Genomic DNA, 21,360 nt, shown 5'->3' on the forward strand with positions numbered 1-21,360 from the left:
CTGACCATGGCAGATTCCTCCGGGAGTTGTGGTTTGGTGGTACAACCCACATATGCCATGGTCTTTCTTTTTGCTGAAGATCCCGCACACTACCATTTGTCCTGGCTACGTATCAGAAATTCATGGTGAGTGGTGGTTAAAGTTGTAACAGAATTGAAACCTGTGTATCGGATAGTCCGTACGCAACGGAGGACTTGCCGGACGGGCGATCCGTTTTTCGGGAATGATTTTAAAGGATAAGGAACCATGACCCAGCAACACATTCTGATCATCGACGACGACGCGGACATTGTGAAAACCGTGTCCGCCAATCTGAAACTGGACGGATTCCTGGTGTCCAGTGCGCTGAGCGGAAACGAAGGGCTCGCGGTTCTGCAAGCCCATTCGCCCGATTTGGTGCTGCTGGATCTGAACCTGCCCGACATTGACGGAATAAAGGTTTGCCAAATTCTGCGCCGGGAGAGCGACGCGCCGGTGATCATGCTCTCGGCCCGGGACACGGTTGCAGACAAACTGCTGGGACTTGAGAGTGGAGCCGACGATTATCTGGTCAAACCCTTCAATGCGCTGGAGCTTTCCGCCAGGATACGGACCGTGCTGCGCAGAGTGCGGCGCAGCGAGTCGGCCAATGCCAATCGTCAAAGGGAGATCATTCTTGATTACCGCACGCATCGGGCCTCGATTCAGGGCCGCGAGGCAAGCCTGACCCGAACCGAATTTTCACTGCTTGAACTTTTCATCACCCATCCGGGCGAGGCCTTGTCCCGTGATTTCATCCAGAGTCAGAACTGGGGAGATTCCAAGCTCTATTCCCACAGTCGGGCCGTGGACGTGCACGTGCAGCGTCTGCGCAAAAAGATCGAAGTCAACCCGCAGGCCCCGCGCTTCATTCTGACCGTGGCCGGCGTCGGCTACAGATTCGAACCAAGTCCGGGATAGGCTGTGGACATTCGCATTCAGGGTGATGACGGCGTGTCGCGGAGGCATCTTGAAATGCCGGCGAAGAGAATTCGGGGCGGAGAAAGGGGGGTGGGCTTGCCCGGATTTTGGGCAAAAAAAAGCCCGTCAGGTGACGGGCTTCATCGCGATCGTAGTGTTCTGCTTAGTAGCGTGAACGGCTATCGGAGCGGCTTTCACGGGGCTGCGCTTCGTTGACCTTCAGGTTGCGGCCCTGACAGTCGGTTCCGTTCAGCGCCTGGATGGACTTGCGTGCACCTTCGTCATCCATTTCCACGAAGCCGAAGCCACGGGAACGACCGGTTTCACGATCTTCAATGACGTGGGCAGAGCTGACCTGACCGTACTGGGAAAACATGGCGTGCAGATCTGCATCAGTGGTCGACCAGGACAAATTTCCAACATAGATGTTCTTAGACAAGACAGTAACTCCAAAGAAAAAAAAGTAAAAAGAAAAACTTTGTTCCTGCGGAAAACAGCTACCGACAGGATTGCGAAATAATGAAAGTGGATTCAAGCTTGAATTCAAGTTTTCATTTCCGCCAAAGTCAGCAGTAACTAGGTGGGGCTGAATTTAATGTCAACGTTTATTATTTTTATTTTTTCCACAACACGATGTCTCGGGCCCGAAAATATATGCAATGGGCTTGAATAGATCGTTTAATTGTTTCTGAAGTATTTTGTGCCAAGCGCACGCTTTTCCGTGTTTCGCGACGATGCTGAATTGATATGGCCTCGTGGTCGCCCGAATCAGCCATGTTTTCTTGTCGGCAGGACATCGGCCCTCAGTCCTCATCCCTGGCTGGCAGGGTGAAGGTGAAGATGCTGCCGCCCTCCGGGTTGTCCTCGACCCAGATTCGCCCCCCGTGAGCGCGTACGATCTGGCTGCATATGGCCAGTCCGAGCCCGGTGCCCCCCGGTTTGCCGGAATGCCCTGAAGATGGCGCGGTGTGGAATTTCTTGAAGATGGCCTCCCTGGCTTCGGCCGGGATGCCTGGGCCCTGGTCGCGTACCTGGATCTTGAATTCGCCTTCCCCTCGCAGCAGGACGAAGCTGACGAGGCCGCCCCCGGGAGAATATTTTATGGCGTTGTCCGTCAGGTTGACGATGACCTGCTCGATACGTTCCACGTCCACCATGGCGGTCATGGGTCCGGGGGACAGGAAGCGCAGGCGCAGTTCGCGTTCTTCCGCCAGCGGGGTCATGATCTCCACGATTTCCCCCACCAGTTCGGACATGTCCGCCGGTCCGAAATTCCACTCGATCTTGTCCGCCTCGATGCGGGTGATGTCGAAGATGTCCGTGACCAGGTGCACCAGCCTGCGCAGGTTCTTGTCCATGATCTGAAGGTAATCCTGCCTGTCCGAGGCGGTTTCCGTGCGGCGCAGGTAGTCGAGTCCGCCCCGGATGGAGGTCAGCGGAGAGCGTAGTTCGTGCGACATGGTGGCCAGGAATTCGCTTTTCAGGCGGTCCAGGGTCTTGAGTTCCTCGTTGGCCAGGGCCAGTTCGCTGGTCGCGTTCTGCACTTCTTCCTCCAGCCTGTCCCGCCCCTCCCGCAGCTTGGCGCTCATGCTGCCGAGGGCCTGTCCGACCCGGTTCATTTCATCGCTGCCGCCGAAGTGGATTCGCTCCGGGAATTGCCCCCTGCTGATGCCCTCGGCCACGGTCTCCAACGTGCTCAAAGGATTGAGGACAAGATGTCGGACCAGAAAATACAGGGTCAACACCGTCAGCACGATGAGCGCCAGGGCCGAGGAAAAGAGCTGCAATTTGCTGCTGCTCAGGGAGTCGAGCACATGCTGGACCGGCAGATGGATGCTCAGGCACCCGCTGACGGTTCCGCTTGTGTAGTTTTTGTGGCAGGACAGGCATGTCTCGTCGACATAGAGGGGAGCCGAATACTGAAAAATCGCCTCTCCGTCATGATCGGCGAGGGTGTAGTATTCCTTGTTTTCGCTCTGGGAGAAGCTTTTGATGGCCGCCAGCTCGAAGTCGTCGGGCCTGTTCTCCGGATTCATGGGCGCGATGCCCGCCAGGCGGAAGCGATAGAGATTCTGCCTGTAGGAATAGAGGGAGAGTTGCTTGGTGATCATGGAGGGGGTGAAGCGTTGCAGAACGCCGCGTTCCGTGGGCAGCAGGTCGGAGTAGAACCCGCCGCCGCCCTGCGCGCCGGGCGTGTCCTGGCGGAGAAATACGCCCTGGCTGTCCGAGACCCATTGACGGGTCAGGATGATCTGGCGGGTCAGCAGGCGGGCCTGATTGACCACCTGGGACCAGGCCTGTCGCTCTTCGACCACGCCCTGCCAGAGAAAGATGATGCCCAAGAGCGGCACGACGATGCAGATGATGGCCGACACGAATTTGAACAGGAGCGAACCCCTCAAAGCGCGCATGATTATTCCTCCCGGCCCGCAGATGAGCCGGAAAGAAGCTTGCCGTCAACATTTTCGAAATGACCTGGGCGTCGCGAAGCTTTTTTTTACAAGAAAAAGGAGCGGATTCTCTTGACAAAAATACTCGAAGCTGAGCAATTAGTGACACGATAAAAATTAAAAAAATGTCTTTAACCGTGTCTTTCATAATCCTGGACGCCCATGCTGAATGACGAGATTTCGGATGGGTTCGTGTCCGGGCACCGGGGGGTGTTATGTATTTTGCGACCGCAGGAATTGAGGTTTCTCCCTGGCTGCCGCCCTTGGCCGCCTTCGTGGTGTCTTTTTTCACCTCCATGGGGGGTGTTTCCGGGGCTTTTCTGCTCCTGCCCTTTCAAATGTCCTTTCTCGGATATACCGCGCCATCCGTCAGCGCCACGAATCATCTTTTCAACATAGTGGCCATTCCCAGCGGCGTGTATCGGTATCTCAAGGAAAGGCGCATGGTCTGGCCCCTGACCTGGGTCGTGATTGTCGGCACCCTCCCGGGAGTCATTCTCGGAGCCGTGATCAGGGTCAACTACCTGCCTGACCCCAGAAATTTCAAGGTCTTTGCCGGACTGGTCCTGGGTTACATCGGGTTTCGCATGGTTCGGGATCTGTTGCGGCAGAAGGAGAAAAAGTCGGAGAGCAGCTTCCGGCAGTCGGTCAGAGAATCCAGGGGAGCGGCCGGGACTGGGGAGGTCACTGTCAGGGAGTTTTCCCTGCGACTCATCCGTTACGACTTTTCCGGAGAAACCTATTCCTGCTCGACCATGACCATATTCATGATGAGCCTCCTCGTGGGCGTGGTCGGCGGCGTCTACGGCATCGGTGGCGGGTCCATCATCGCCCCGTTTTTTGTCTCTATCTGCGGCCTGCCGGTCTATACGGTGGCCGGGGCGGCGCTTATGGGCACCTTGGTCACGTCCGTGGCGGGGGTGGGGTTCTATCAGGTACTGGCGACTTTTCACGTCGGTCAATCCATCGCCCCCGACTGGGGGCTTGGCATTCTCTTCGGTCTGGGCGGCATGCTCGGCATGTACTGCGGGGCCAGATTGCAAAAGCGCGTCCCTGCCCGCCTCATCAAGGCCATGCTGTGTGTGATCATTTTGAGCACGGCATTCAAATATGTTGTGGAGTTCTTCAGCTAGACTTCTCGATACCCGTGCTTTAACCTGTCAGCAGGTCATGCTCCATTTGAGCGTGGCCTGCTTTTTCATTACATGGCGGCATGTTGCAGTGAGTCTCTTGCACAGGGCAAGGCATGCATGACAATTTCGGGAACTCCGGCATGCGGCAAAACACGTTTCGAGGACTTTCATGAGTGTCGAGATTCCCATTTTGACCGATGTGGTCATGATTTTCGGCCTGTCCAGCGCCGTGATCATCGCCAGTCACCGTTTTCGCATTCCACCGGTGATAGGCTTCCTGCTCACGGGTGTTCTGGCGGGTCCTTACGGTCTCGGCCTTGTCGGAGCCGTCGATGAGGTTGAGATTTTTGCCGAGATAGGAGTGATTCTGTTGCTCTTTGTCATCGGCATGGAGCTTTCACTGGCGGAATTGCAGCGCCTCAAGAAGCCGGTCTTCGTGGGCGGGGCGGCGCAGGTCCTGCTTACCATAGCCGTGCTGGAACTGCCGTTCATGATTTACGGGGTGGGACTCGGCAAGGCCATCTTCATCGGTTTTCTGGCCGCCCTGTCGAGCACCGCCATCGTGCTCAAGCTGCTGGGCGAAAAAGCGCAGCTCGGTGCGCCGCACGGGCGCATCTCCCTCGGCATGCTCATCTTTCAGGATGTCGCGGTGGTGCCCATGATGCTGCTCATCCCCTTGCTGGCAGGCACCGCGGATAATCCATGGCAATCCCTGGGGGAGCTGCTGCTCAAGGCGGTCCTGGTGGGAGCCGTCCTGCTGGTGGCGGCCAGGAAGGTCATCCCCCGCGTGCTCGAAGCCGCGATCCGCACGCGCAGCCGGGAGCTCTTTCTCATGACGACCCTGGGCCTGTGCTTCGCCATCGCGCTTTTGACTTCGAGCGTTGGCCTTTCGCTGTCCTTGGGCGCTTTTCTGGCCGGACTCATAATGAGCGAATCGGAATACAGCCATAGCGCGCTGGAGGGAGTCCTTCCGTTCCGCGATGTGTTCACGAGCATTTTTTTTGTTTCCATCGGCATGCTTCTCGACCCGGCTTTTGTCTTGACGCATCTGCCTCAGGTTCTGGGGTTGGCCGGGGCGGTTCTTGTCCTCAAGGCTTTTTTGGCCGCGCTGGCCGGACGGTTGCTCGGCTATCCATGGCACGTGGCCATTCTCGGCGGACTTTGCCTGTGTCAGATAGGCGAGTTCTCCTTTGTGCTGGCGGGAGTGGGCATGGGCAATAAATTGCTCAGTCCTTTGGAATATCAGTATTTTCTTGCGGTTGCCATCTTGACCATGGCGGTGACGCCTTTCCTCATTGCGGCTGTTCCGGCCATATCCACACGTCTGGTGAAACTCATGCCTCCGGGCCTCAAAGCCGAGCCGCCCAAGGCGGAGCAGGAGGACCTGCATGATCATCTCATCATCGCCGGTTTCGGTCTGGGCGGCCATCACCTGGCCCGGGCGGCGAAAGCGGCGGGCATCAACTACGTGATCCTTGAGATGAATCCGGACACGGTGCGCCGGGAAAGAGACAGGGGAGTGCCGATCATGTACGGCGACGCTTCCCAGGCTGCCGTGCTCGAACACATCAATGTGACCAAGGCCCGCATCCTGGCCGTGGTCATCTCCGACCCGGCCGCCATCGGGCGCATCGTGGCCACGGCCAGGGCCCAGAATCCGGCCCTGCACATCGTGGTGCGCACCCGCTTCGTCAGCGAGATCGAGCCGCTCATGCAGCTCGGGGCGCAGGAGGTGGTGGCCGAGGAATACGAGACCTCCGTGGAGATGTTCATTCGCGTTCTGTCCACCTATCTGGTACCCAGGGGCGACATTGAGCGATTCGTCCGCGAGATCAGGGCCGAGGGCTACGGAATGCTGCGTAGGCCCGTGCTCAACACCGCCGATGCCTGCAACCTTGGCGGGGTCTGTTCCTCCTTTGGCGCGACAGTGCTCAGGGTTGTCCCGGGCGCATTCGTCGAGGGCAAAAGCCTGATCGAGGCGCGGTTGCGCAAGGAACACGGCCTGACCGTCGTGGCCGTGCAGCGTGATGGCCGGACCTCGCTCAATCCCGATCCGGAATGGGTCTTCGAGGCCGGAGACCGCGTGCATGTCTTTGGCGAGCAGGATTTGATTTCCGAGAAGGCTGCGCTTTTTATCGGCGCTGAAGGCGATACCTGGAATTGATTGCAACGATGGGGTGAAGACATGTTTCTGGTTGAAATGATGCGCAGGCTTATTTCCCAGGTCCGGGTCTGTCCGCATTGCGGACACAGGCAGTCTGCCCAGCCTGGCGATAAGCGCCGGGAACGCTGCGAGAAATGCGGCGCGCCCCTGCCGCCGCCCAAGGACAAGGGATAGCCGAAGGGTTTGTCTTTCGGATTTTTTCAGGAACCTAAAATTCGAACTCTGCAATTCGAGCTTTGGAATCGGGGATCGGAAGATCGGCGATGCAACAAAAAACGCGCTCCCTTTCATGTGCGAGGGAGCGCGTTTTTTGTTGTTTCGGCGGCCGCCTACCAGCGCCAGCCCGGATCGATGTTCAGATCTTCGGGGGCGTCGAGCTTGAGGTCCATGGTGATGGTCATTTCCGCTCCGGCAGCGATGGTGCTGTTCCAGGCCAGGATTTCCGGATCGTCCTCTTTCAGGGGTTCGGGCCTGGCCGTCAGTTCGAGGTTGATGCGTTCGTCGCGGGGCAGGGGGCGCGGCTCCTCGATGCGTACCTGGACCGGGCGCTCGGCGGCGTTGCGCACGGTCATGGTCCACTGCCGCAGGAAGGTCTGTTTTTGCTTGAAGATACCTTTTTCGCCCGTCTTCTTGTCCTTGAGGACGGTGGTGCAGGTCAGCAGCGGGTCCGTGCCGAAGAACACTGTCGCTTCCCGGCCGGAGAGCGAGAACTGGCGCTGATCGACCATGGCTCCGTCGATGAAGAGGAAAGCCGTGCCGGGGGGAAGTTCCTTGGGCTCGGCGAACTCGGCCTTGGCCTGCACGAAGGCCTTGGAATCGAGGCTGGGCCGGATCAGGTGCGTGAAGCTGACCGGCCAGGCATCGCGCTCGATCTCAAGGATGCGGGTGTCTCCGGCCGGAACCGATTTCTTGCCCATATCCCAGGCGGCGTAGGTGCTGTGCCTGACCTGCACGGGCTCTGCGGGGGCAGCCGCGAACATCTCCTCGTTTGCGGCATCGGAGCGCATGGCCATCATGGGTGCTCCGGCCATGGCCTTGCGGAATACCCGCTGCGGCCCGATTTCCCAGGGCGGGAGGCTAGAGGGCTCGGCCTGGATTTGCGGCTGCATGGTGGCCAGAAAAAGCCGCACGTCGCTCCAGTCCTGCCCCGAACGCTGCCAGACCTTGGCCTGCCAGGAAAAATCGATGCTCTTGCGGGCCGGGGAGGCTTCCAGGCGATACATGGGGGTCCAGCCACAGTCACGCAGGGTGTAGGTGTAGGCCAGTTCCTTGGGTGCCTCGCCCGCGATCAGGACGCGGACTTCCCATACAGTGCGGCCCTTGCCCGCCGTGTCGGCGATCTCCTTCTCCACCCAGACTATCCTTGCCTCCAACTCCTCCAGGCGCGGCGTCAGGGTCTGGGCCTTGGCCGTGTTCTCGCGCAGGGCCTTGCCCATCTCCTCGGCCAGTTCGCGCAGCGCCGCAACGGTCTGCTCGCCGGGCTTGGTCTGGGCCTGCCAGAAGGCGATGCGTCCGCGTACGCCTTCCAGTTCGGACAGGACCGCGTCCCGCTCCGTTTTCAATTCAGCCAGGCGACGGTTGAGCGGTTCAAGGGCGCTTTGATTCTTTTCCTGACGGGTTTTCCAGGTCAGGTCCGCAATGGTTCCCTTTTCCGCCAGTCTGCCAAATCGCAGGCTGGCCGGGTCAGCCTGGCTGGGCAGGACCAGGGTGCAGGACGACAGTCCCGCTTCGCCGGTCTCCATCGTCACCGCCGAGACCTCCTCGACCTGGGCGGAATCCGGAAAGAGCGTCACCTGTGTTGGCGCGGCCCAGGCCCAGCAGGGAAAGAGAAGCATGAGCGCGGCAAGAATTCTGGCCATGTGTCCTCCTGAGTAAAAAAAAGGCCAACCCGAGGGTTGGCCGAGTGTTCTCAATCTTCCTGGCTCGGGTCGAATCCGAGCTGCTTGATGAAGCCCATGCCGCCCTGCAGGTTGACCGGCTCCAGAAAGCCGGCGTGCCGCAGGATGACCTGGGATTCGTATGATCTGCCGCCGGTGTTGCACAACAGCACGATCTTCTTGTCCTTTGGAATCTCGTCCAGCCTGCCGCGGATTTGTCCCTGGGGGATGTTTTTCCAGAATTCCGGGTACTTGGTGACGAAAGGCTCGGCATTGCCCCATTCGCGGGTGTCGATGCAGAGCAGGTTTTCATTGACGCGGTTCTCCCAGAGCTTGGCGAATTCGACAGGCTGGAGCGGGACGTTCCTGCCCACCAGAATGTTCTCGGCGGTGTTGGCCGCGGCATTCAAAACGTCCATGGCCGAGCCGAAGGGCGGGGCGTAGGCCATCTCCAGGCTGGACACGTCGCGCAGGGTCGGGCGGAACTTGAGGATGGCGGCCATGGTGTCGATGCGTCCCTTGAGCGAATCGCCGTTCTGGCAGGCGCCCTGCAATCCGAGGACCCGGCCGGAACGGTGCTCGACGACAATCTCCAGGCTGACCATGTCGCGCTTGGGATAGAAGTGGGAGTGGTCGCTCATGATGACGTGGGTGCTGAAGGCGTCGAAGCCCTCGCGCAGAGCCACGGGCAGGGACAGGCCGGTGCCCGAGAAAGCGTAATCGAAGAGCTTGATGATGAAGGTGCCGACCACGCCGTCGAAGGTTTCCCTGCCGCCTGCGACATTGGTGCCGATGATGCGCCCCTGGCTGTTGGCCAGGGAGCCCAGCGGATAGTAGCCGATCTTGCCCGTGACGATGTTTTCGATGACCACGCAGTCGCCGCCGGCATAGACATCCGGGTCCGAGGTCTGCATGGTCTTGGAGACGATGATGCCGCCCCGTTCGGAGCAGGACAGCCCGGCTTCCCGGGCCAGGCTGTCGTTGGGCACGACTCCCACGGCCAGGATGACCAGATCCGCGTCGATGGTGCGTTTGTTGGTCACCACGCGCGTGACCTTGCCGTCTTCTCCCTCGATGGCCTGAACCATTTCCGAGGTGTGGACGGTGACGTCGTTTTCCGCGAGATGCTTTTCGGCGATGGTGGCCATGGCCTTGCTCATGAAGCCCGGCATGATCTGGTCCGCCACTTCGATGACCGTGGTCTCGATGCCCCACATGTCCGCGAAGGACTCCGCCATTTCCAGACCGATGAAGCCTCCACCGACGATGACGGCCGACCCGACGCTGCCGCTGGCCACCTGCTCCTTGATGCGGATGGCTTCACCCAGGGTGCTCACGGTGAAGACGTTGCCGAGTTCGCGTCCGGGGATGGGCAGTTTGCGGGGCGTGCTGCCCATGCCAAGGACCAGTTTGTCGTAGGGCAGCGTGGTCTGCGTACCGTCCTTGGCCTGGACCAGGACGGTCTTGGCCTTGCGGTCGATGGACAGCGCCCTGGTCTCGGTCATGACCTTGAAGTCCTTGCAATCCTGAAAGAACTGTTCGTCACGGACCATGTGAAAGCTGGTTTCCTGCAACTGCTGATGATCGCTGACGTCTCCCGAAACATAATAGGGGATTCCGCAGCCGCCGTAGGAGATGAGTTTGCTGGCGTCGACCAGGGTCACTTCGGCATCAGGCGCCATGCGTTTGATGCGACATGCAGCCTTTGGCCCGAGAGCCACGCCGCCGATGACAACGACTTTGAGAGACATGAAAACTCCTTGAAATTAAATATGTTGATAGTAAAAAAATAGGAGTTGTTTTGGAAAAAACATGCTTTGGGTAATATATTTCGCCCGGGAGCGGTAGTGGAAAAATGCATTGGAAGCGGCCGGCCCGGAGCGTGCGCTTTCGTGCGATATGCCGTGGATCACGGGCAGTATTGAGACTTGCTTTTAGCGAACGCGGCATTAATAGTCGCCTGCAAAGGGGACGGTCGCCTGCAAAGGGGACGGTCGCCTGCAAAGGGGACGGTCGCCTGCAAAGGGGACGGTCGCCTGCAAAGGGGACGGTCGCCTGCCAAGGGGCGGTCCCCATCGAAAGAAGGCGGTTCCCGCGCATTGTTGCCCGGATCCCAAAGACCTGAACTGCCGGATGAATCAATTACGAGGAGAGACAATGGCTGAAACCATCGACGATATTTCCATAGACTGGACTGATGAAGAAGGCGTCCAGAAGGTCAAGGAATTGAAGAAGGAAGTGCTGACCCGAGGCGCATGGTCGACCCTCATGTTCGCCTATCAGGAAGTGGGGCGCGGCGAGGAAGAGTTCGGGCCGGTCAAGTTCCGGGTCGGGCGCTACCAGAAGCGCAACGGCCGTTTTTCGCCGCATTCCAAGTTCAATATTTCATCGGTCAAGCAGGCCCGTCAGGTTGTACAGATTCTGCAGGCCTGGATCGACGAATACGGTGAAGATGAATAGGGCCGGGGTGTGTCATGACCGAACCGTTTGAGGTTCCGGGTTCCGATCCGGATATCATGGTCGAGGACCAGTTGCAGGAGCCCCGGCAGTTCAAGGTGTTGCTGCATAACGACGACTATACGTCCATGGATTTTGTCGTGGAAGTGCTCATGAATGTCTTCGGCAAATCCGAGTCCGAGTCGTTTGCCATTATGATGAGCGTTCATGAGAAAGGAATTGGCCTGTGCGGAATCTATACGGCCGAGGTCGCGGAAACCAAGGTGCAGCTTGTGCATCAGATGGCCAAGGCCCGGTCTTTTCCCCTGCGCTGCTCCATGGAAGAGGTGTAAATGCTGAGTAAGGAGTTGGAAAGAATCATCGGTAATGCCGTGCGCGAGGTCAAACTTCGCCAGCACGAGTTCTTGACCCTCGAGCATCTGCTGTACAGCTATACGCTCGATACCCACGGTCAGAGCCTGCTTGCCGGTTGCGGCATAGATTTGGAGCGTCTGCGCAAGCAGCTGGCTCAATTTTTCATCGATCATCTCGACGTGAGTCCCCGTCCCGAGCACGAGATCGTGCAGACCGTGAGCGTGCAACGGGCCATGCAGCGGGCCATCCTGCACATCCAGTCCTCGGGCAAGTCCCAGGTTGAGGCCGGAGATTTCCTGGCCGCCATGCTTGAAGAGGAGGACGCCTTTGCCGTCTACTATCTGAAGGCTCAGGGGCTTACGCGGCTGGCGGTGATCGAGTACATTTCCCATCAGCTCCCCGACGGCGGGAGCAGCGGCGAAGCCGACACCAGGGATGCCTCCAAGCAGAGCGCCCTGGAGAAATATACCGTGGATCTGGTGGCCAGGGCGCAGGAGGGCCGGATCGACCCTCTGGTCGGCCGTGACGAGGAGCTCAAGCGCACCTTGCAGGTTCTGGCCCGGCGCAAGAAGAACAATCCCATCTTCGTCGGCGACCCCGGCGTGGGCAAGACCGCCGTGGCCGAGGGACTGGCGCTCAAGATCGCCCGCGGCGAGGTGCCCGAGCAGTTCGCCGATGCCCGCATCTTTGCCCTGGACATGGGCAGCCTGCTGGCTGGAACCAAGTATCGCGGAGACTTCGAGGCCCGCCTCAAGGGTGTCATCTCGGAACTCAAGGCCATGGACGGGGCCATTCTGTGCATCGACGAGATCCACACCATCGTCGGCGCGGGCTCGACCAGCGGCGGGTCGATGGACGCCTCCAATATCCTGAAGCCCGTGCTGGCCTCGGGTGAACTGCGCTGCATCGGCTCCACCACCTACGAGGAATACAAGAATCATTTCGAGAAGGACCGCGCCCTGTCGCGGCGCTTCCAGAAGATCGACATCGTCGAACCCACCGTGGCCGAGAGCGAGAAGATTCTCATGGGGCTTCGTCCCTATTACGAGGATTTTCACGGCGTGAAGTATCAGCCCTCGGCCATCTCCGCCGCCGTGGAGCTTTCCGCCCGGCACATCAACGACCGCTTCCTGCCGGACAAGGCCATTGACGTCATCGACGAGGCCGGGGCCATCTTCGTTCTCTCCGGAGAGAGGAAACGGCGCAAGTCCGTGACCCGGCGCGACATCGAGGAAGTGGTGGCGCGCATGGCGCGTATTCCCAGCGCCCGCGTCAGCGCCTCGGACCGTGACCGGCTGGCCAGCCTCGAATTCGAGCTCGGCTCCAAGGTCTTCGGCCAGAAGGAGGCCGTGGAGATGCTGGCCCAGGCCATCAAGCGCTCCCGCGCGGGCCTTGGCAACGTCGAGCGCCCCTTGGGCTCCTTCCTGCTGAGCGGCCCCACGGGCGTGGGCAAGACCGAGCTGGCCAAACAGCTGGCGGCCTGCCTCGATGTGGCCTTCGTACGCTTCGACATGAGCGAGTACATGGAGAAGCACGCCGTGGCCCGGCTCATCGGCGCGCCTCCCGGCTATGTCGGCTTCGAACAGGGCGGCCTTCTGACCGACGCCATCCGCAAGACCCCGCATTGCGTGCTCCTGCTGGACGAGATCGAGAAGGCGCACATGGACATGTTCTCCATACTGCTCCAGGTCATGGACCACGCCACGCTGACGGACAACAACGGCCGCAAGTCCGATTTCCGCAACGTGATCCTGCTCATGACCTCCAATGCCGGCGCCCGCGAAATGAGCGGCAACGCTATCGGCTTCAAGGCCGGAGTCGAGGAGGACAGAGGGCTGCGCGGGTTGGCCGCCATCGAGAAGCTCTTCAGCCCGGAATTCCGCAACCGTCTCGACGCCATCATTCCGTTCCATTCCCTGACCCAGGACATCATGGAAAAGATCGTGGACAAGTTCATGGGCGAACTTGGTGTCCAGCTCGCGGCCAAGAACGTGACCCTTGATCTCTTGCCCGAGGCTCGCGCCTGGCTGGCCAGGAAGGGCTTTGATCCCGCTTTCGGGGCCAGACCGCTGGGCCGGCTCATCCAGACGGAAATCAAGGACAAGCTCGCCGACAAGATCCTGTTCGGGGATCTCGCCACCGGCGGGAGCGTGCGTATCGGGCTGACGGAGAGCGGGGAGCTGGATTTCACCTTCTCCACCAAGTGATCCCGACATGACCGTCTTTGCCCTGCCCGCCCAGCCCGCCTTCCCCGATCCGGCCCATGCCGACGAGGACGGCCTGCTGGCCGTGGGCGGGGATCTTGCGCCGCACAGGCTGCTCATGGCCTATGCCCAGGGCATTTTTCCCTGGTACAACGAGAACTCCCCCATCCTCTGGTGGAGCCCCGACCCCAGGCTTGTCCTGGAGCCCGCGCGCATCCATGTGCCCAAAAGGCTCGATCGCATCCTGCGCCAGGGACGCTTTCGCTTCACCCTGGACACGGCCTTCGAGCAGGTCATCACCGGCTGCGCAGAGACGCCCCGGTGCGGCGCGCACGGAACCTGGATCGTCCCGGAGATGCTGGCCGCCTACTGCCGTCTGCATGACCTTGGGTTCGCGCACAGCATCGAGGTCTGGTCCGGCGCGGCCCTGGTCGGCGGCCTCTACGGCGTGGCCATGGGCGGGGTCTTTTTCGGGGAATCCATGTTCTACCGCGAGCCGGACGCCTCCAAGGCAGGGCTCGTGACCCTGATGCGGGCCCTTACCGGCGCGGGGTTCGTCCTTTTCGATTGTCAGCAGACCACCGCGCACATGCTCCGCTTCGGCGGATTCGAGATGCCGCGCGACGAATTTCTTTTTCGCCTGGAGCGGGCCCTGAAGCTGCGGACTCCTTGCGGGCCCTGGCGCCTGCGTGACGGAGCCTTGATCGGCCGGGACCCTGAATAAATTTAACGGAGCCAAACAATGACTGAATTTGAACACGGAAACGAGGAAGACTGGGAAGGACGACCAAGCAAATCGCAACGCAAGCGGGACATGGTCGCCCTGCAGAAGCTTGGGGAGAGCCTCATCGAACTGGCCCCGGAACAGCTCGGGCGGCTTGATCTGCATGAGGATCTGGTCGAGGCCATCCGCTTTTTCCACACCCTCAAGGACAAGGAAGCCAAGCGGCGGCAGCAGCAGTTCATCGGCACGGTCATGCGCAAGATCGATCCCGTGCCGTTGCGCGAAGCCCTGGACGAACTGGACCAGCTTCGTTTTCAGCAGGCCGAGGCCTTTCATCAGATCGAGATCTGGCGCGACGCGCTGGTGGATGGAGACGGGGACGTAATGACGGAGCTGGTGGGGCGATTCGGCCTTGACCCACAGCAGCTGCGCCAGCTTGCAAAGCAGGCCGCGGCGGAGAAGGCCGCCGGAAAGCCGGCCAAGAACGGTCGCGCCCTGTTTCGGCTGCTGCGCCAGAGTTTCGAGCGCGAACAGGCTGAGGACTAGGGCTGGGTCATTCCCTGGTCCATGGGCTTGTGCTGGCTCAGATCGTAGAGTCCGTGCACGGCGAAGGGCAGGGGATACCGGGGCACGATTTCAAAACGGATGCGCCCGATGTCCTTGCCTTCGGGCATGAAACTCAAGGGCAGCAGACCCGCGGGCAGGGGGAATTCCAGGGAATTGACGCTGATGCGGGTCAGCCGGTCGGCGTACCTGATGGCGAGGTATTCGACGATCTGGTCCATTTCCTCCCGGGTGAAGGATTCGAGCAGGACCGCGCGACTGTCGCCTCGGCGTGCGGCCGGATCAGTGTCCGGATCTTCCTGCACGAGTTCGGACCAGTCATAGCCGGGTTCCTCCGGGGTCCAGTCGGGCCGAAAGAGGTGCACGAGGACGTCACGTCGGCCCTTGAAAGCCCGGATGCAGATGGTGGCGACATGTCCGCGCGGGCAGAGGTGCGCGTTTTTTGCTTCCTGTCGAACTGTCTCCATGAAACCTTCCTCCCTGGACGGATTGATTGCGTCACTGTTTTGGGAGACGTCTAGCACGCTTCGGGACGGGCTTCAATGCCGCGCGCGCCGTTCTGCTTGAAATGATTCCGCTTCTGTGGAATGTAATTGCGAGTTGGGCCTTTTGACCATCAGGGAGCATCGAGCATGTCCGCCTTTTTTCTTCGCGCCATTTTTTCCTGCCTGGTCCTTTGCGTTCCGGCCGCTTCGCTGTTCGCGGAAGAGTGGCGCGTGCTGGCGCCCGGACTTGAGCTGCGCGAGTTCCTGATTCCCGACCAGTTCGGGGACCTGGCGGGCCAGCAGAGTTCCATGGCGGTGCTGCGCATCGATTCCGGCAATTATGACGTGGCCCTGGGTTCGGCCCTGGGCACCGGACGCATGCGCAGCATGCAGGAGTGGGCCCGGCATTCGGGATTTGTCGCGGTCATCAACGCGGGCATGTTCCGGGCCGACGACCGGATGCGCAGCACGGGCTACATGCGCGACGCCAACGTGGTCATCAATTCCTTCATTCATCCGAACTACGGGGCGTTCCTGGCCTTCCATCCCCGCGACCCGGCCCTGCCCGCCCTGCGCTGGGTGGACCGCAAGAGCGACGCCGACTGGCAGGAAACGCTGGCCGATTACAACGGGATCATCCAGAACTACCGCCTGATCAGCCGCGAGCGGGAAAATCTCTGGGAACAGAGCGACCGCCGCCATTCCGGCGCCGCCATCGCCATGGACCGGGAGGGGCGGCTGCTCTTTGTCCATTGCCGCCCCCGGCTGTCCCTGCACGAGTTTGCCCAGGCCCTCATCGACCTGCCCCTGGATCTGATCGGGGCCATGTATGTCGAAGGCGGGGCCGATGCGGCCATGTATGTCGACGTGAACGGCTTCGTGGGGCGTTTCGTGGGCGAGTATCGATCCGATTTTTTTCAAGGCAGCAACAAGAATTTCTGGCCCGCGCCCAACGTGCTGGGCATCCGGCCCAAATAAGCCCCTCATGACGCCGGGCAGCGGCCCGACGTGCAGGTTATCCATGTCCCTTTTTCAGCTTGAATCCGAATATGTCCCGCGCGGCGACCAGCCGGCGGCCATCGACGCCCTCTGCTCGGGAATCCGGCAGGGCGTGCGCGACCAGGTGCTGCTCGGCGTGACCGGCTCGGGCAAGACCTTCACCATGGGCCACGTCATCGCGAGGCTTGACCGCCCGGCCCTGATCATGGCCCCCAACAAGACCCTGGCCGCGCAGCTCTACAACGAGTTCAAGGGCCTCTTCCCGCACAACGCCGTCGAATATTTTGTCAGTTATTACGACTACTACCAGCCCGAAGCCTACCTGCCGCATTCCGACACCTACATCGAGAAGGATTCGGCCATCAACGACGACATCGACAAGCTGCGCCACGCCGCCACCCACGCCCTGTTGACCCGCCGCGACGTGATCATCATCGCCTCCGTGTCATGCATCTACGGCCTGGGCTCACCCGAATACTACGCCAAGATGGTCATTCCGGTGGAGTGCGGGCAGCATGTGGCCATGGAGACGATCATCGGGCGGCTGGTGGACGTGCAGTACGAGCGCAACGACTACGACCTGCATCGCGGCACTTTTCGCGTGCGCGGGGACGTGCTGGAAATCATTCCGGCCTACAAGCACGAGCAGGCCCTGCGCATTGAGTTTTTCGGGGACGAGATCGACGGGATCTACGAGACCGACCCGCTCACGGGCGAGATCCTGTCGAGCATGTCGAAGACCGTCATCTACCCGGCCAGCCATTACGTTTCGGACCGCGACAATCTGGTCCGGGCCATGGTCGACATCCGCGAGGAGCTGCGGCAGCGCCTGGAGTATTTCCAGGGCAAGAACATGCTGGTCGAGGCGCAGCGCCTGGAGCAAAAGACCCAGCTCGACCTGGAGATGATCGAGGAGCTTGGCTACTGCAACGGCATCGAGAACTACTCCCTGCACCTGGACGGGCGCGCCACCGGGCAGCCACCGGCCACGCTCATCGATTATTTTCCGAAGGATTTTCTGCTCTTCATGGACGAGTCGCACATCTCCGTGTCCCAGGTCGGGGCCATGTTCAAGGGCGACCGCTCGCGCAAGCAGACCCTGGTCGACTACGGCTTCCGGCTACCCTCGGCCCTGGACAACCGGCCCCTCAACTTCGAGGAATTTCTGGAGCGCATCGGCACCACCGTCTTCGTCTCGGCCACGCCCGCCCCCTGGGAACTGGAGCGGGCCCAGGGCGTGGTGGTGGAGCAGATCATCAGACCCACGGGCCTCATCGACCCCGAGGTCGAGGTCGTGCCCACGAGCGGCCAGATGGACCACCTCATGGAGCAGTGCCTGGCGCGCATCGCCGCTGACGAGCGGGTCATGGTCACGACCCTGACCAAACGCATGGCCGAGGACCTGACCGAGTTTTTGCAGGCCCGGGGCGTGCGCGCTCGCTACCTGCACTCGGATATCGACACCCTGGAGCGGGTGGCCATCATCCAGGCCCTGCGCGCCGGTGAGTTCGATGTGCTGGTCGGCATCAACCTGCTGCGCGAAGGCCTTGATATACCGGAAGTCTCTCTGGTAGCCATGCTCGATGCCGACAAGGAGGGCTTTCTGCGCTCGACCCGGTCCCTGATCCAGACGTTCGGACGGGCCGCGCGCAACGTGAAGGGCAAGGTCCTGCTCTATGCCGACTCCGTCACCCGGTCCATGGCCGAGGCCATGGGCGAGACGCAGCGGCGCAGGGAGCGGCAGACCCTCTACAACGAGGAGCACGGCATCACCCCCCAGTCCATACGCAAGACCTCGGAGAACACTCTTTACGACCTGCACCGCGAGATCAAGGAGCAGGAACGGGCGGCAGAGCGAACGGCGGACTACGATCCCGGCCCCGAGAATGCGGCCAGGGAAGTGGCCCGCCTGAGTCGCGAAATGCGCAAGGCGGCGGAAATGCTTGAATTCGAGGAGGCTGCCCGATTGCGGGACCGGATCAAGACCCTGGAGAAGCGCCATGGTCTGGACGGTTCTAGGGCGACACGATCATGAACACATGCTCACTGCGGACATCATTTCTGCGCCGTTTCCTGCCGCGCTGTTCGGCGGGGATTCGCGGCTTCACGGGGTTGTACCAGATGGTCAAGTTCCGTTTCGGAACTTTTTTTCCGCTGGTTCTGGGCGCGGGCTTTCTGCTGACGGTCTTTGCCTACGGCCTGTTCATCTTTCTGGTGGTGGAGGGCTGGAGCCTGCTGGACAGCTTCTATCAGGTCGTCATGACCCTCTCCACCGTGGGCTTCATGGAGCTGCACCCGCTCTCGGACCGGGCGCGGCTCATGGTCTCTTTTCTGATTCTCATGGGCGTGGGCAGTTTTGCCTATCTGGTGGGTGCGTTCACACAGGTCGTGGTCGAAGGCCGATTGCAGGATTTATGGGGGAAACGAAAGGTGCAGAAAATCATCGATTCGCTGGCGGATCATTACATCATCTGTGGTTACGGGCGCATCGGCGCGGTGGTGGCGGAGGAGCTCCGGCGGGAAAATCTGCCCGTGGTCGTCATTGAAAAGGACCCGGAGCTGCTTTTCGAGCTGGAGCGGGACAATTATCTGTTTCTGGCCGGGGACGCGACCTCGGACGAGTTTCTCATCGCCGCCGGGGTGGAGCGCGCCAAGGGGCTCTTTGCCTGTGTCAGCCAGGATGCCGAGAACGTGTACATCACCCTGTCCTCGCGCCAGTTCAACTCCGAGCTGACCATCATCGCCCGCGCCGACCGGCCAGAATCCGTGGCCAAGCTGGAGCGGGCCGGGGCCAACCGCGTGCTGACTCCGCACCAGATCGGCGGCAAACGCATCGCCCAGGTCATGCTGCGTCCCACGGTCACCGATTTCATGGATCTGGCCACCCAAGGGCACAACCTGCAGATGGAAGAGATTCCTGTCCGGCCCGGCTCGGAACTGGTGGGCAAGAACCTGATCACCTCGGGCATCCGCCCCCGGTTCAACCTCATGATCATCGCCATCGAAAAGGCGGGCGGGAAGATGACCTTCAATCCGCATCCGGAAGTGACCATCGAGGCCGGAGACACGCTCATCGCCGTCGGCCCCCCCGAGAATTTTTCCGGATTGCAGACCGTGTGCCGAGGCACGCAGGGGGACGAGGCATGAGCCTGCCGCTGGAGCTTCCTTCCGAGGAGAGGCGGCTGGTCGAGCGACTGATCGAGTACAACGATGCCTACCGGCGGGGTGTGCCACAGGTCAACGACGCCCAGTACGACCTGCTGGTCGCCCGGTTGCGGGAGCTCGATCCTGAGCACCCCTTCCTGCATCGGGTCGAGCCCGAGACTTTTTCCGGCAAGCGTGAAATCCGTCACCCCGTGCCCATGCTCTCCACCGACAAGGCCTACACTCCGGAGGAACTGGAGCGTTTTGTGGCCCGCGTGGAAAAGGAAGCCGGGGAGATCGGGGTCAGCGAGGTGCGCTACCGGGTCACGCCCAAGCTCGACGGCCTGGCCGGCCGCGACGACGGGACGGTCTTTGTCACGCGCGGCAATGGCGAGAGCGGCTACGAGGTCAGCTCCGCCTTCGCCAAGGGCATGATTCCCCTTGGCGGACGCGGACGGGGCGTGGGCGAGATGGTCATTCTGCAGAGCTATTTTCAGGAGCACTTGGCCGACGCCTTCGAGCATCCGCGCAATCTGGTGGTCGGCATCGTGTCCTCGGATACGGTCAACGAGTTCGCCAGGAAAGCCCTGGACGACGAAGCCGTGCATTTCGTGCCCTACTCGGAGCTGCCGAGCTGGGAAGGGAGCGGGGCGGAGCTGCTTGCGCGCATGGACGCGCTTACGGACGAGCTTTCGGGCCAGGTGGATTATCCCCTGGACGGCATGGTCGTGGAGGTGGTGAACCCTGACGTGCGCAGCAGCATGGGCGCCACCAGCCACCACTACCGCTGGCAGATCGCGGTCAAGCGCAAGGGCGAGACCGCCCTGACCGTGGTGCGGGAGGTGGTCTGGCAGGTCGGACGCACGGGCAAGGTCACTCCGGTGCTCATGGTCGAGCCCGTGAACGTCTCCGGCGCGACCATCCGCAGGGTCACGGCCCACAACGCCGGGCTGATGGAGAAGAAGGGCCTTGGTCCCGGAGCGCAGATCGAGATCATCCGCAGCGGCGAGGTCATTCCCAAGGTCGAAGCCGTGCTCGTCCCGGCACCGACCACGCTCCCCGAGAACTGTCCGTCCTGCGGCACGGCGCTTGTCCGGGAAAACGATTTTCTCATCTGCGGCAACGAGCACTGTCCCGATCAGGTCGTGCAGACCATCGAGCACTGGTTCAAGACGCTGGGCAACGCCGATTGGTTCGGTCGCAAAACCGTGGAAAAGCTGGTCCGATCCGGGTATGACAGCCTTGAAAAGGTGTACGAACTGGGCGAGGATGAATTTCGGGCCATGGGCTTTGGACCCGTGCAGTCGTCCAATCTGGCCGAGGCAGTGTATCTGAGCCGCACTCGCGAGGTCGAGGAGTGGCGTTTCCTGGCCGCCCTTGGCATCGAGGATCTGGGCAAGGGTGACAGCCGCAAGCTGCTCGGGCAGTTTCGCCTTGAGGATCTGCCGGAAGTCGGCCGCGAGCAGATCGAGGCCATACACGGTTTTGGAGCCATCACCGCACGATCCATCGCCGGGGGGCTGCAACGGGTGGCTCCGACCCTGCGTCATCTGCTGGGGCTGGGTTTCAGGATCATGGCCACCGGAGCGGCCCGCGAGCAGGTCACTGACAGTCCACTGGCGGGCAGGCATGTGGTCTTTACCGGCAAGATGCGCGGTTCGCGCGAGGACATGCAGGAAGAGGCCCGCGCCCAGGGAGCATTGGTGCAGAGCGCGGTCAATTCCAAGACCGATTTTCTCATCTGCGGCGAGAACGTCGGAGCAAGCAAGCTCGCCAAGGCCCGGCAGTTCGGGACGGCCATCCTGCAGGAAGACGAATATCTGCGTCTTATCGGCGCGCAAGGGCAATAAAACACGAGGAGTCTTA

At 61.0% G+C, this 21,360-nt stretch carries 18 protein-coding genes; 13 read left to right on the forward strand and 5 right to left on the reverse strand.

Going from position 1 to position 21,360, the window contains the following annotated elements; genetic code table 11:
* Positions 1 to 246 precede the first annotated feature (246 nt).
* A complete protein-coding gene (locus H4684_RS18040) occupies positions 247 to 939 on the forward strand; it encodes a response regulator transcription factor (protein ID WP_192624812.1) in 693 nt (230 codons plus the stop codon).
* Positions 940 to 1,102: 163 nt separating this feature from the next.
* Here H4684_RS18040 and H4684_RS18045 read toward each other — a convergent pair whose 3' ends face one another.
* Both H4684_RS18045 and H4684_RS18050 read right to left on the reverse strand, forming a co-directional pair.
* Positions 1,103 to 1,378, reverse strand: coding sequence for an RNA recognition motif domain-containing protein (locus tag H4684_RS18045; RefSeq protein ID WP_015774269.1), 276 nt, complete (start codon positions 1,376 to 1,378; stop codon positions 1,103 to 1,105).
* 364 nt (positions 1,379 to 1,742) lie between these two features.
* Complete coding sequence (locus H4684_RS18050; protein ID WP_192624813.1) at positions 1,743 to 3,350, reverse strand: ATP-binding protein; 1,608 nt, start codon at positions 3,348 to 3,350, stop codon at positions 1,743 to 1,745.
* Between the two features lie 254 nt (positions 3,351 to 3,604).
* Here H4684_RS18050 and H4684_RS18055 point away from each other — a divergent pair, with 254 nt between their 5' ends.
* From H4684_RS18055 to H4684_RS18065, 3 genes are all read left to right on the forward strand, one after another.
* Positions 3,605 to 4,522, forward strand: a complete 918-nt coding sequence (locus tag H4684_RS18055; protein ID WP_092188518.1) for a sulfite exporter TauE/SafE family protein — start codon at positions 3,605 to 3,607, stop codon at positions 4,520 to 4,522.
* Between the two features lie 169 nt (positions 4,523 to 4,691).
* Positions 4,692 to 6,686, forward strand: a complete 1,995-nt coding sequence (locus H4684_RS18060) for a monovalent cation:proton antiporter family protein (protein WP_192624814.1) — start codon at positions 4,692 to 4,694, stop codon at positions 6,684 to 6,686.
* A 21-nt stretch (positions 6,687 to 6,707) separates the two neighbouring features.
* A complete protein-coding gene (locus H4684_RS18065; protein ID WP_153304600.1) occupies positions 6,708 to 6,860 on the forward strand; it encodes a hypothetical protein in 153 nt (50 codons plus the stop codon).
* 155 nt (positions 6,861 to 7,015) lie between these two features.
* Here H4684_RS18065 and H4684_RS18070 read toward each other — a convergent pair whose 3' ends face one another.
* Together H4684_RS18070 and H4684_RS18075 are read right to left on the reverse strand one after the other, a co-directional pair.
* Entirely contained in the window at positions 7,016 to 8,545 is a 1,530-nt protein-coding gene (locus tag H4684_RS18070; protein WP_092188514.1) for a DUF4139 domain-containing protein, read from the reverse strand.
* A 50-nt stretch (positions 8,546 to 8,595) separates the two neighbouring features.
* On the reverse strand, positions 8,596 to 10,314 hold the full coding sequence (locus H4684_RS18075; protein WP_192624815.1) for an FAD-dependent oxidoreductase: 1,719 nt from the start codon (positions 10,312 to 10,314) through the stop codon (positions 8,596 to 8,598).
* Between the two features lie 406 nt (positions 10,315 to 10,720).
* Between H4684_RS18075 and H4684_RS18080 the strand changes: the two genes are divergently transcribed.
* Genes H4684_RS18080 through yjgA form a run of 5 tightly spaced genes read left to right on the forward strand, consistent with a single transcriptional unit; the run spans position 10,721 to position 14,848 of the window.
* A complete protein-coding gene (locus H4684_RS18080; RefSeq protein WP_092188511.1) occupies positions 10,721 to 11,023 on the forward strand; it encodes a hypothetical protein in 303 nt (100 codons plus the stop codon).
* A 14-nt stretch (positions 11,024 to 11,037) separates the two neighbouring features.
* The gene (locus H4684_RS18085) at positions 11,038 to 11,352 is read left to right on the forward strand and encodes an ATP-dependent Clp protease adaptor ClpS (RefSeq protein WP_092188509.1); all 315 of its coding nucleotides are present in this window, start codon (positions 11,038 to 11,040) and stop codon (positions 11,350 to 11,352) included.
* A complete protein-coding gene (clpA, locus tag H4684_RS18090; protein WP_092188507.1) occupies positions 11,353 to 13,581 on the forward strand; it encodes an ATP-dependent Clp protease ATP-binding subunit ClpA in 2,229 nt (742 codons plus the stop codon).
* A gap of 7 nt (positions 13,582 to 13,588) precedes the next feature.
* Entirely contained in the window at positions 13,589 to 14,302 is a 714-nt protein-coding gene (aat, locus tag H4684_RS18095; RefSeq protein WP_092188505.1) for a leucyl/phenylalanyl-tRNA--protein transferase, read from the forward strand.
* Between the two features lie 18 nt (positions 14,303 to 14,320).
* Entirely contained in the window at positions 14,321 to 14,848 is a 528-nt protein-coding gene (gene yjgA, locus H4684_RS18100) for a ribosome biogenesis factor YjgA (protein ID WP_092188503.1), read from the forward strand.
* Here the strand turns inward: yjgA and H4684_RS18105 are convergent.
* Positions 14,845 to 15,333 carry a hypothetical protein gene (locus H4684_RS18105; protein WP_192624816.1) on the reverse strand — a complete coding sequence of 163 codons (489 nt, stop codon included), beginning with the start codon at positions 15,331 to 15,333 and terminating at the stop codon, positions 14,845 to 14,847. The two genes, yjgA and H4684_RS18105, sit on opposite strands and share 4 nt — an antisense overlap.
* 165 nt (positions 15,334 to 15,498) lie before the next feature.
* Here H4684_RS18105 and H4684_RS18110 point away from each other — a divergent pair, with 165 nt between their 5' ends.
* Genes H4684_RS18110 through H4684_RS18125 form a run of 4 tightly spaced genes read left to right on the forward strand, consistent with a single transcriptional unit; the run spans position 15,499 to position 21,344 of the window.
* Complete coding sequence (locus tag H4684_RS18110) at positions 15,499 to 16,329, forward strand: phosphodiester glycosidase family protein (RefSeq protein WP_192624817.1); 831 nt, start codon at positions 15,499 to 15,501, stop codon at positions 16,327 to 16,329.
* A gap of 43 nt (positions 16,330 to 16,372) precedes the next feature.
* Positions 16,373 to 18,385: an excinuclease ABC subunit UvrB gene (gene uvrB / locus H4684_RS18115; RefSeq protein WP_092188497.1), complete on the forward strand. Its 2,013-nt coding sequence runs from the start codon at positions 16,373 to 16,375 to the stop codon at positions 18,383 to 18,385.
* Positions 18,382 to 19,497, forward strand: coding sequence for a potassium channel family protein (locus H4684_RS18120; protein ID WP_092188495.1), 1,116 nt, complete (start codon positions 18,382 to 18,384; stop codon positions 19,495 to 19,497). The genes uvrB and H4684_RS18120 overlap by 4 nt, the downstream gene beginning before the upstream one ends.
* Complete coding sequence (locus H4684_RS18125) at positions 19,494 to 21,344, forward strand: BRCT domain-containing protein (RefSeq protein WP_192624818.1); 1,851 nt, start codon at positions 19,494 to 19,496, stop codon at positions 21,342 to 21,344. The genes H4684_RS18120 and H4684_RS18125 overlap by 4 nt, the downstream gene beginning before the upstream one ends.
* The last annotated feature ends 16 nt before the right edge of the window (positions 21,345 to 21,360 follow it).

It is taken from the genome of Desulfomicrobium macestii, assembly GCF_014873765.1.
Lineage (GTDB): Bacteria > Desulfobacterota > Desulfovibrionia > Desulfovibrionales > Desulfomicrobiaceae > Desulfomicrobium > Desulfomicrobium macestii.

Coding starts and splice junctions, on each gene's coding strand:
- H4684_RS18070 (WP_092188514.1), bottom strand. CDS start 8,545: ATGGCCAGAATTCTTGCCGCGCTCATGCTTCTCTTTCCCTGCTGGGCC.
- H4684_RS18120 (WP_092188495.1), top strand. CDS start 18,382: ATGAACACATGCTCACTGCGGACATCATTTCTGCGCCGTTTCCTGCCG.
- H4684_RS18080 (WP_092188511.1), top strand. CDS start 10,721: ATGGCTGAAACCATCGACGATATTTCCATAGACTGGACTGATGAAGAA.
- yjgA (WP_092188503.1), top strand. CDS start 14,321: ATGACTGAATTTGAACACGGAAACGAGGAAGACTGGGAAGGACGACCA.
- H4684_RS18060 (WP_192624814.1), top strand. CDS start 4,692: ATGAGTGTCGAGATTCCCATTTTGACCGATGTGGTCATGATTTTCGGC.
- uvrB (WP_092188497.1), top strand. CDS start 16,373: ATGTCCCTTTTTCAGCTTGAATCCGAATATGTCCCGCGCGGCGACCAG.
- aat (WP_092188505.1), top strand. CDS start 13,589: ATGACCGTCTTTGCCCTGCCCGCCCAGCCCGCCTTCCCCGATCCGGCC.
- H4684_RS18085 (WP_092188509.1), top strand. CDS start 11,038: ATGACCGAACCGTTTGAGGTTCCGGGTTCCGATCCGGATATCATGGTC.
- H4684_RS18050 (WP_192624813.1), bottom strand. CDS start 3,350: ATGCGCGCTTTGAGGGGTTCGCTCCTGTTCAAATTCGTGTCGGCCATC.
- H4684_RS18110 (WP_192624817.1), top strand. CDS start 15,499: ATGTCCGCCTTTTTTCTTCGCGCCATTTTTTCCTGCCTGGTCCTTTGC.
- H4684_RS18125 (WP_192624818.1), top strand. CDS start 19,494: ATGAGCCTGCCGCTGGAGCTTCCTTCCGAGGAGAGGCGGCTGGTCGAG.
- H4684_RS18075 (WP_192624815.1), bottom strand. CDS start 10,314: ATGTCTCTCAAAGTCGTTGTCATCGGCGGCGTGGCTCTCGGGCCAAAG.
- H4684_RS18065 (WP_153304600.1), top strand. CDS start 6,708: ATGTTTCTGGTTGAAATGATGCGCAGGCTTATTTCCCAGGTCCGGGTC.
- H4684_RS18105 (WP_192624816.1), bottom strand. CDS start 15,333: ATGGAGACAGTTCGACAGGAAGCAAAAAACGCGCACCTCTGCCCGCGC.
- H4684_RS18040 (WP_192624812.1), top strand. CDS start 247: ATGACCCAGCAACACATTCTGATCATCGACGACGACGCGGACATTGTG.
- H4684_RS18055 (WP_092188518.1), top strand. CDS start 3,605: ATGTATTTTGCGACCGCAGGAATTGAGGTTTCTCCCTGGCTGCCGCCC.
- clpA (WP_092188507.1), top strand. CDS start 11,353: ATGCTGAGTAAGGAGTTGGAAAGAATCATCGGTAATGCCGTGCGCGAG.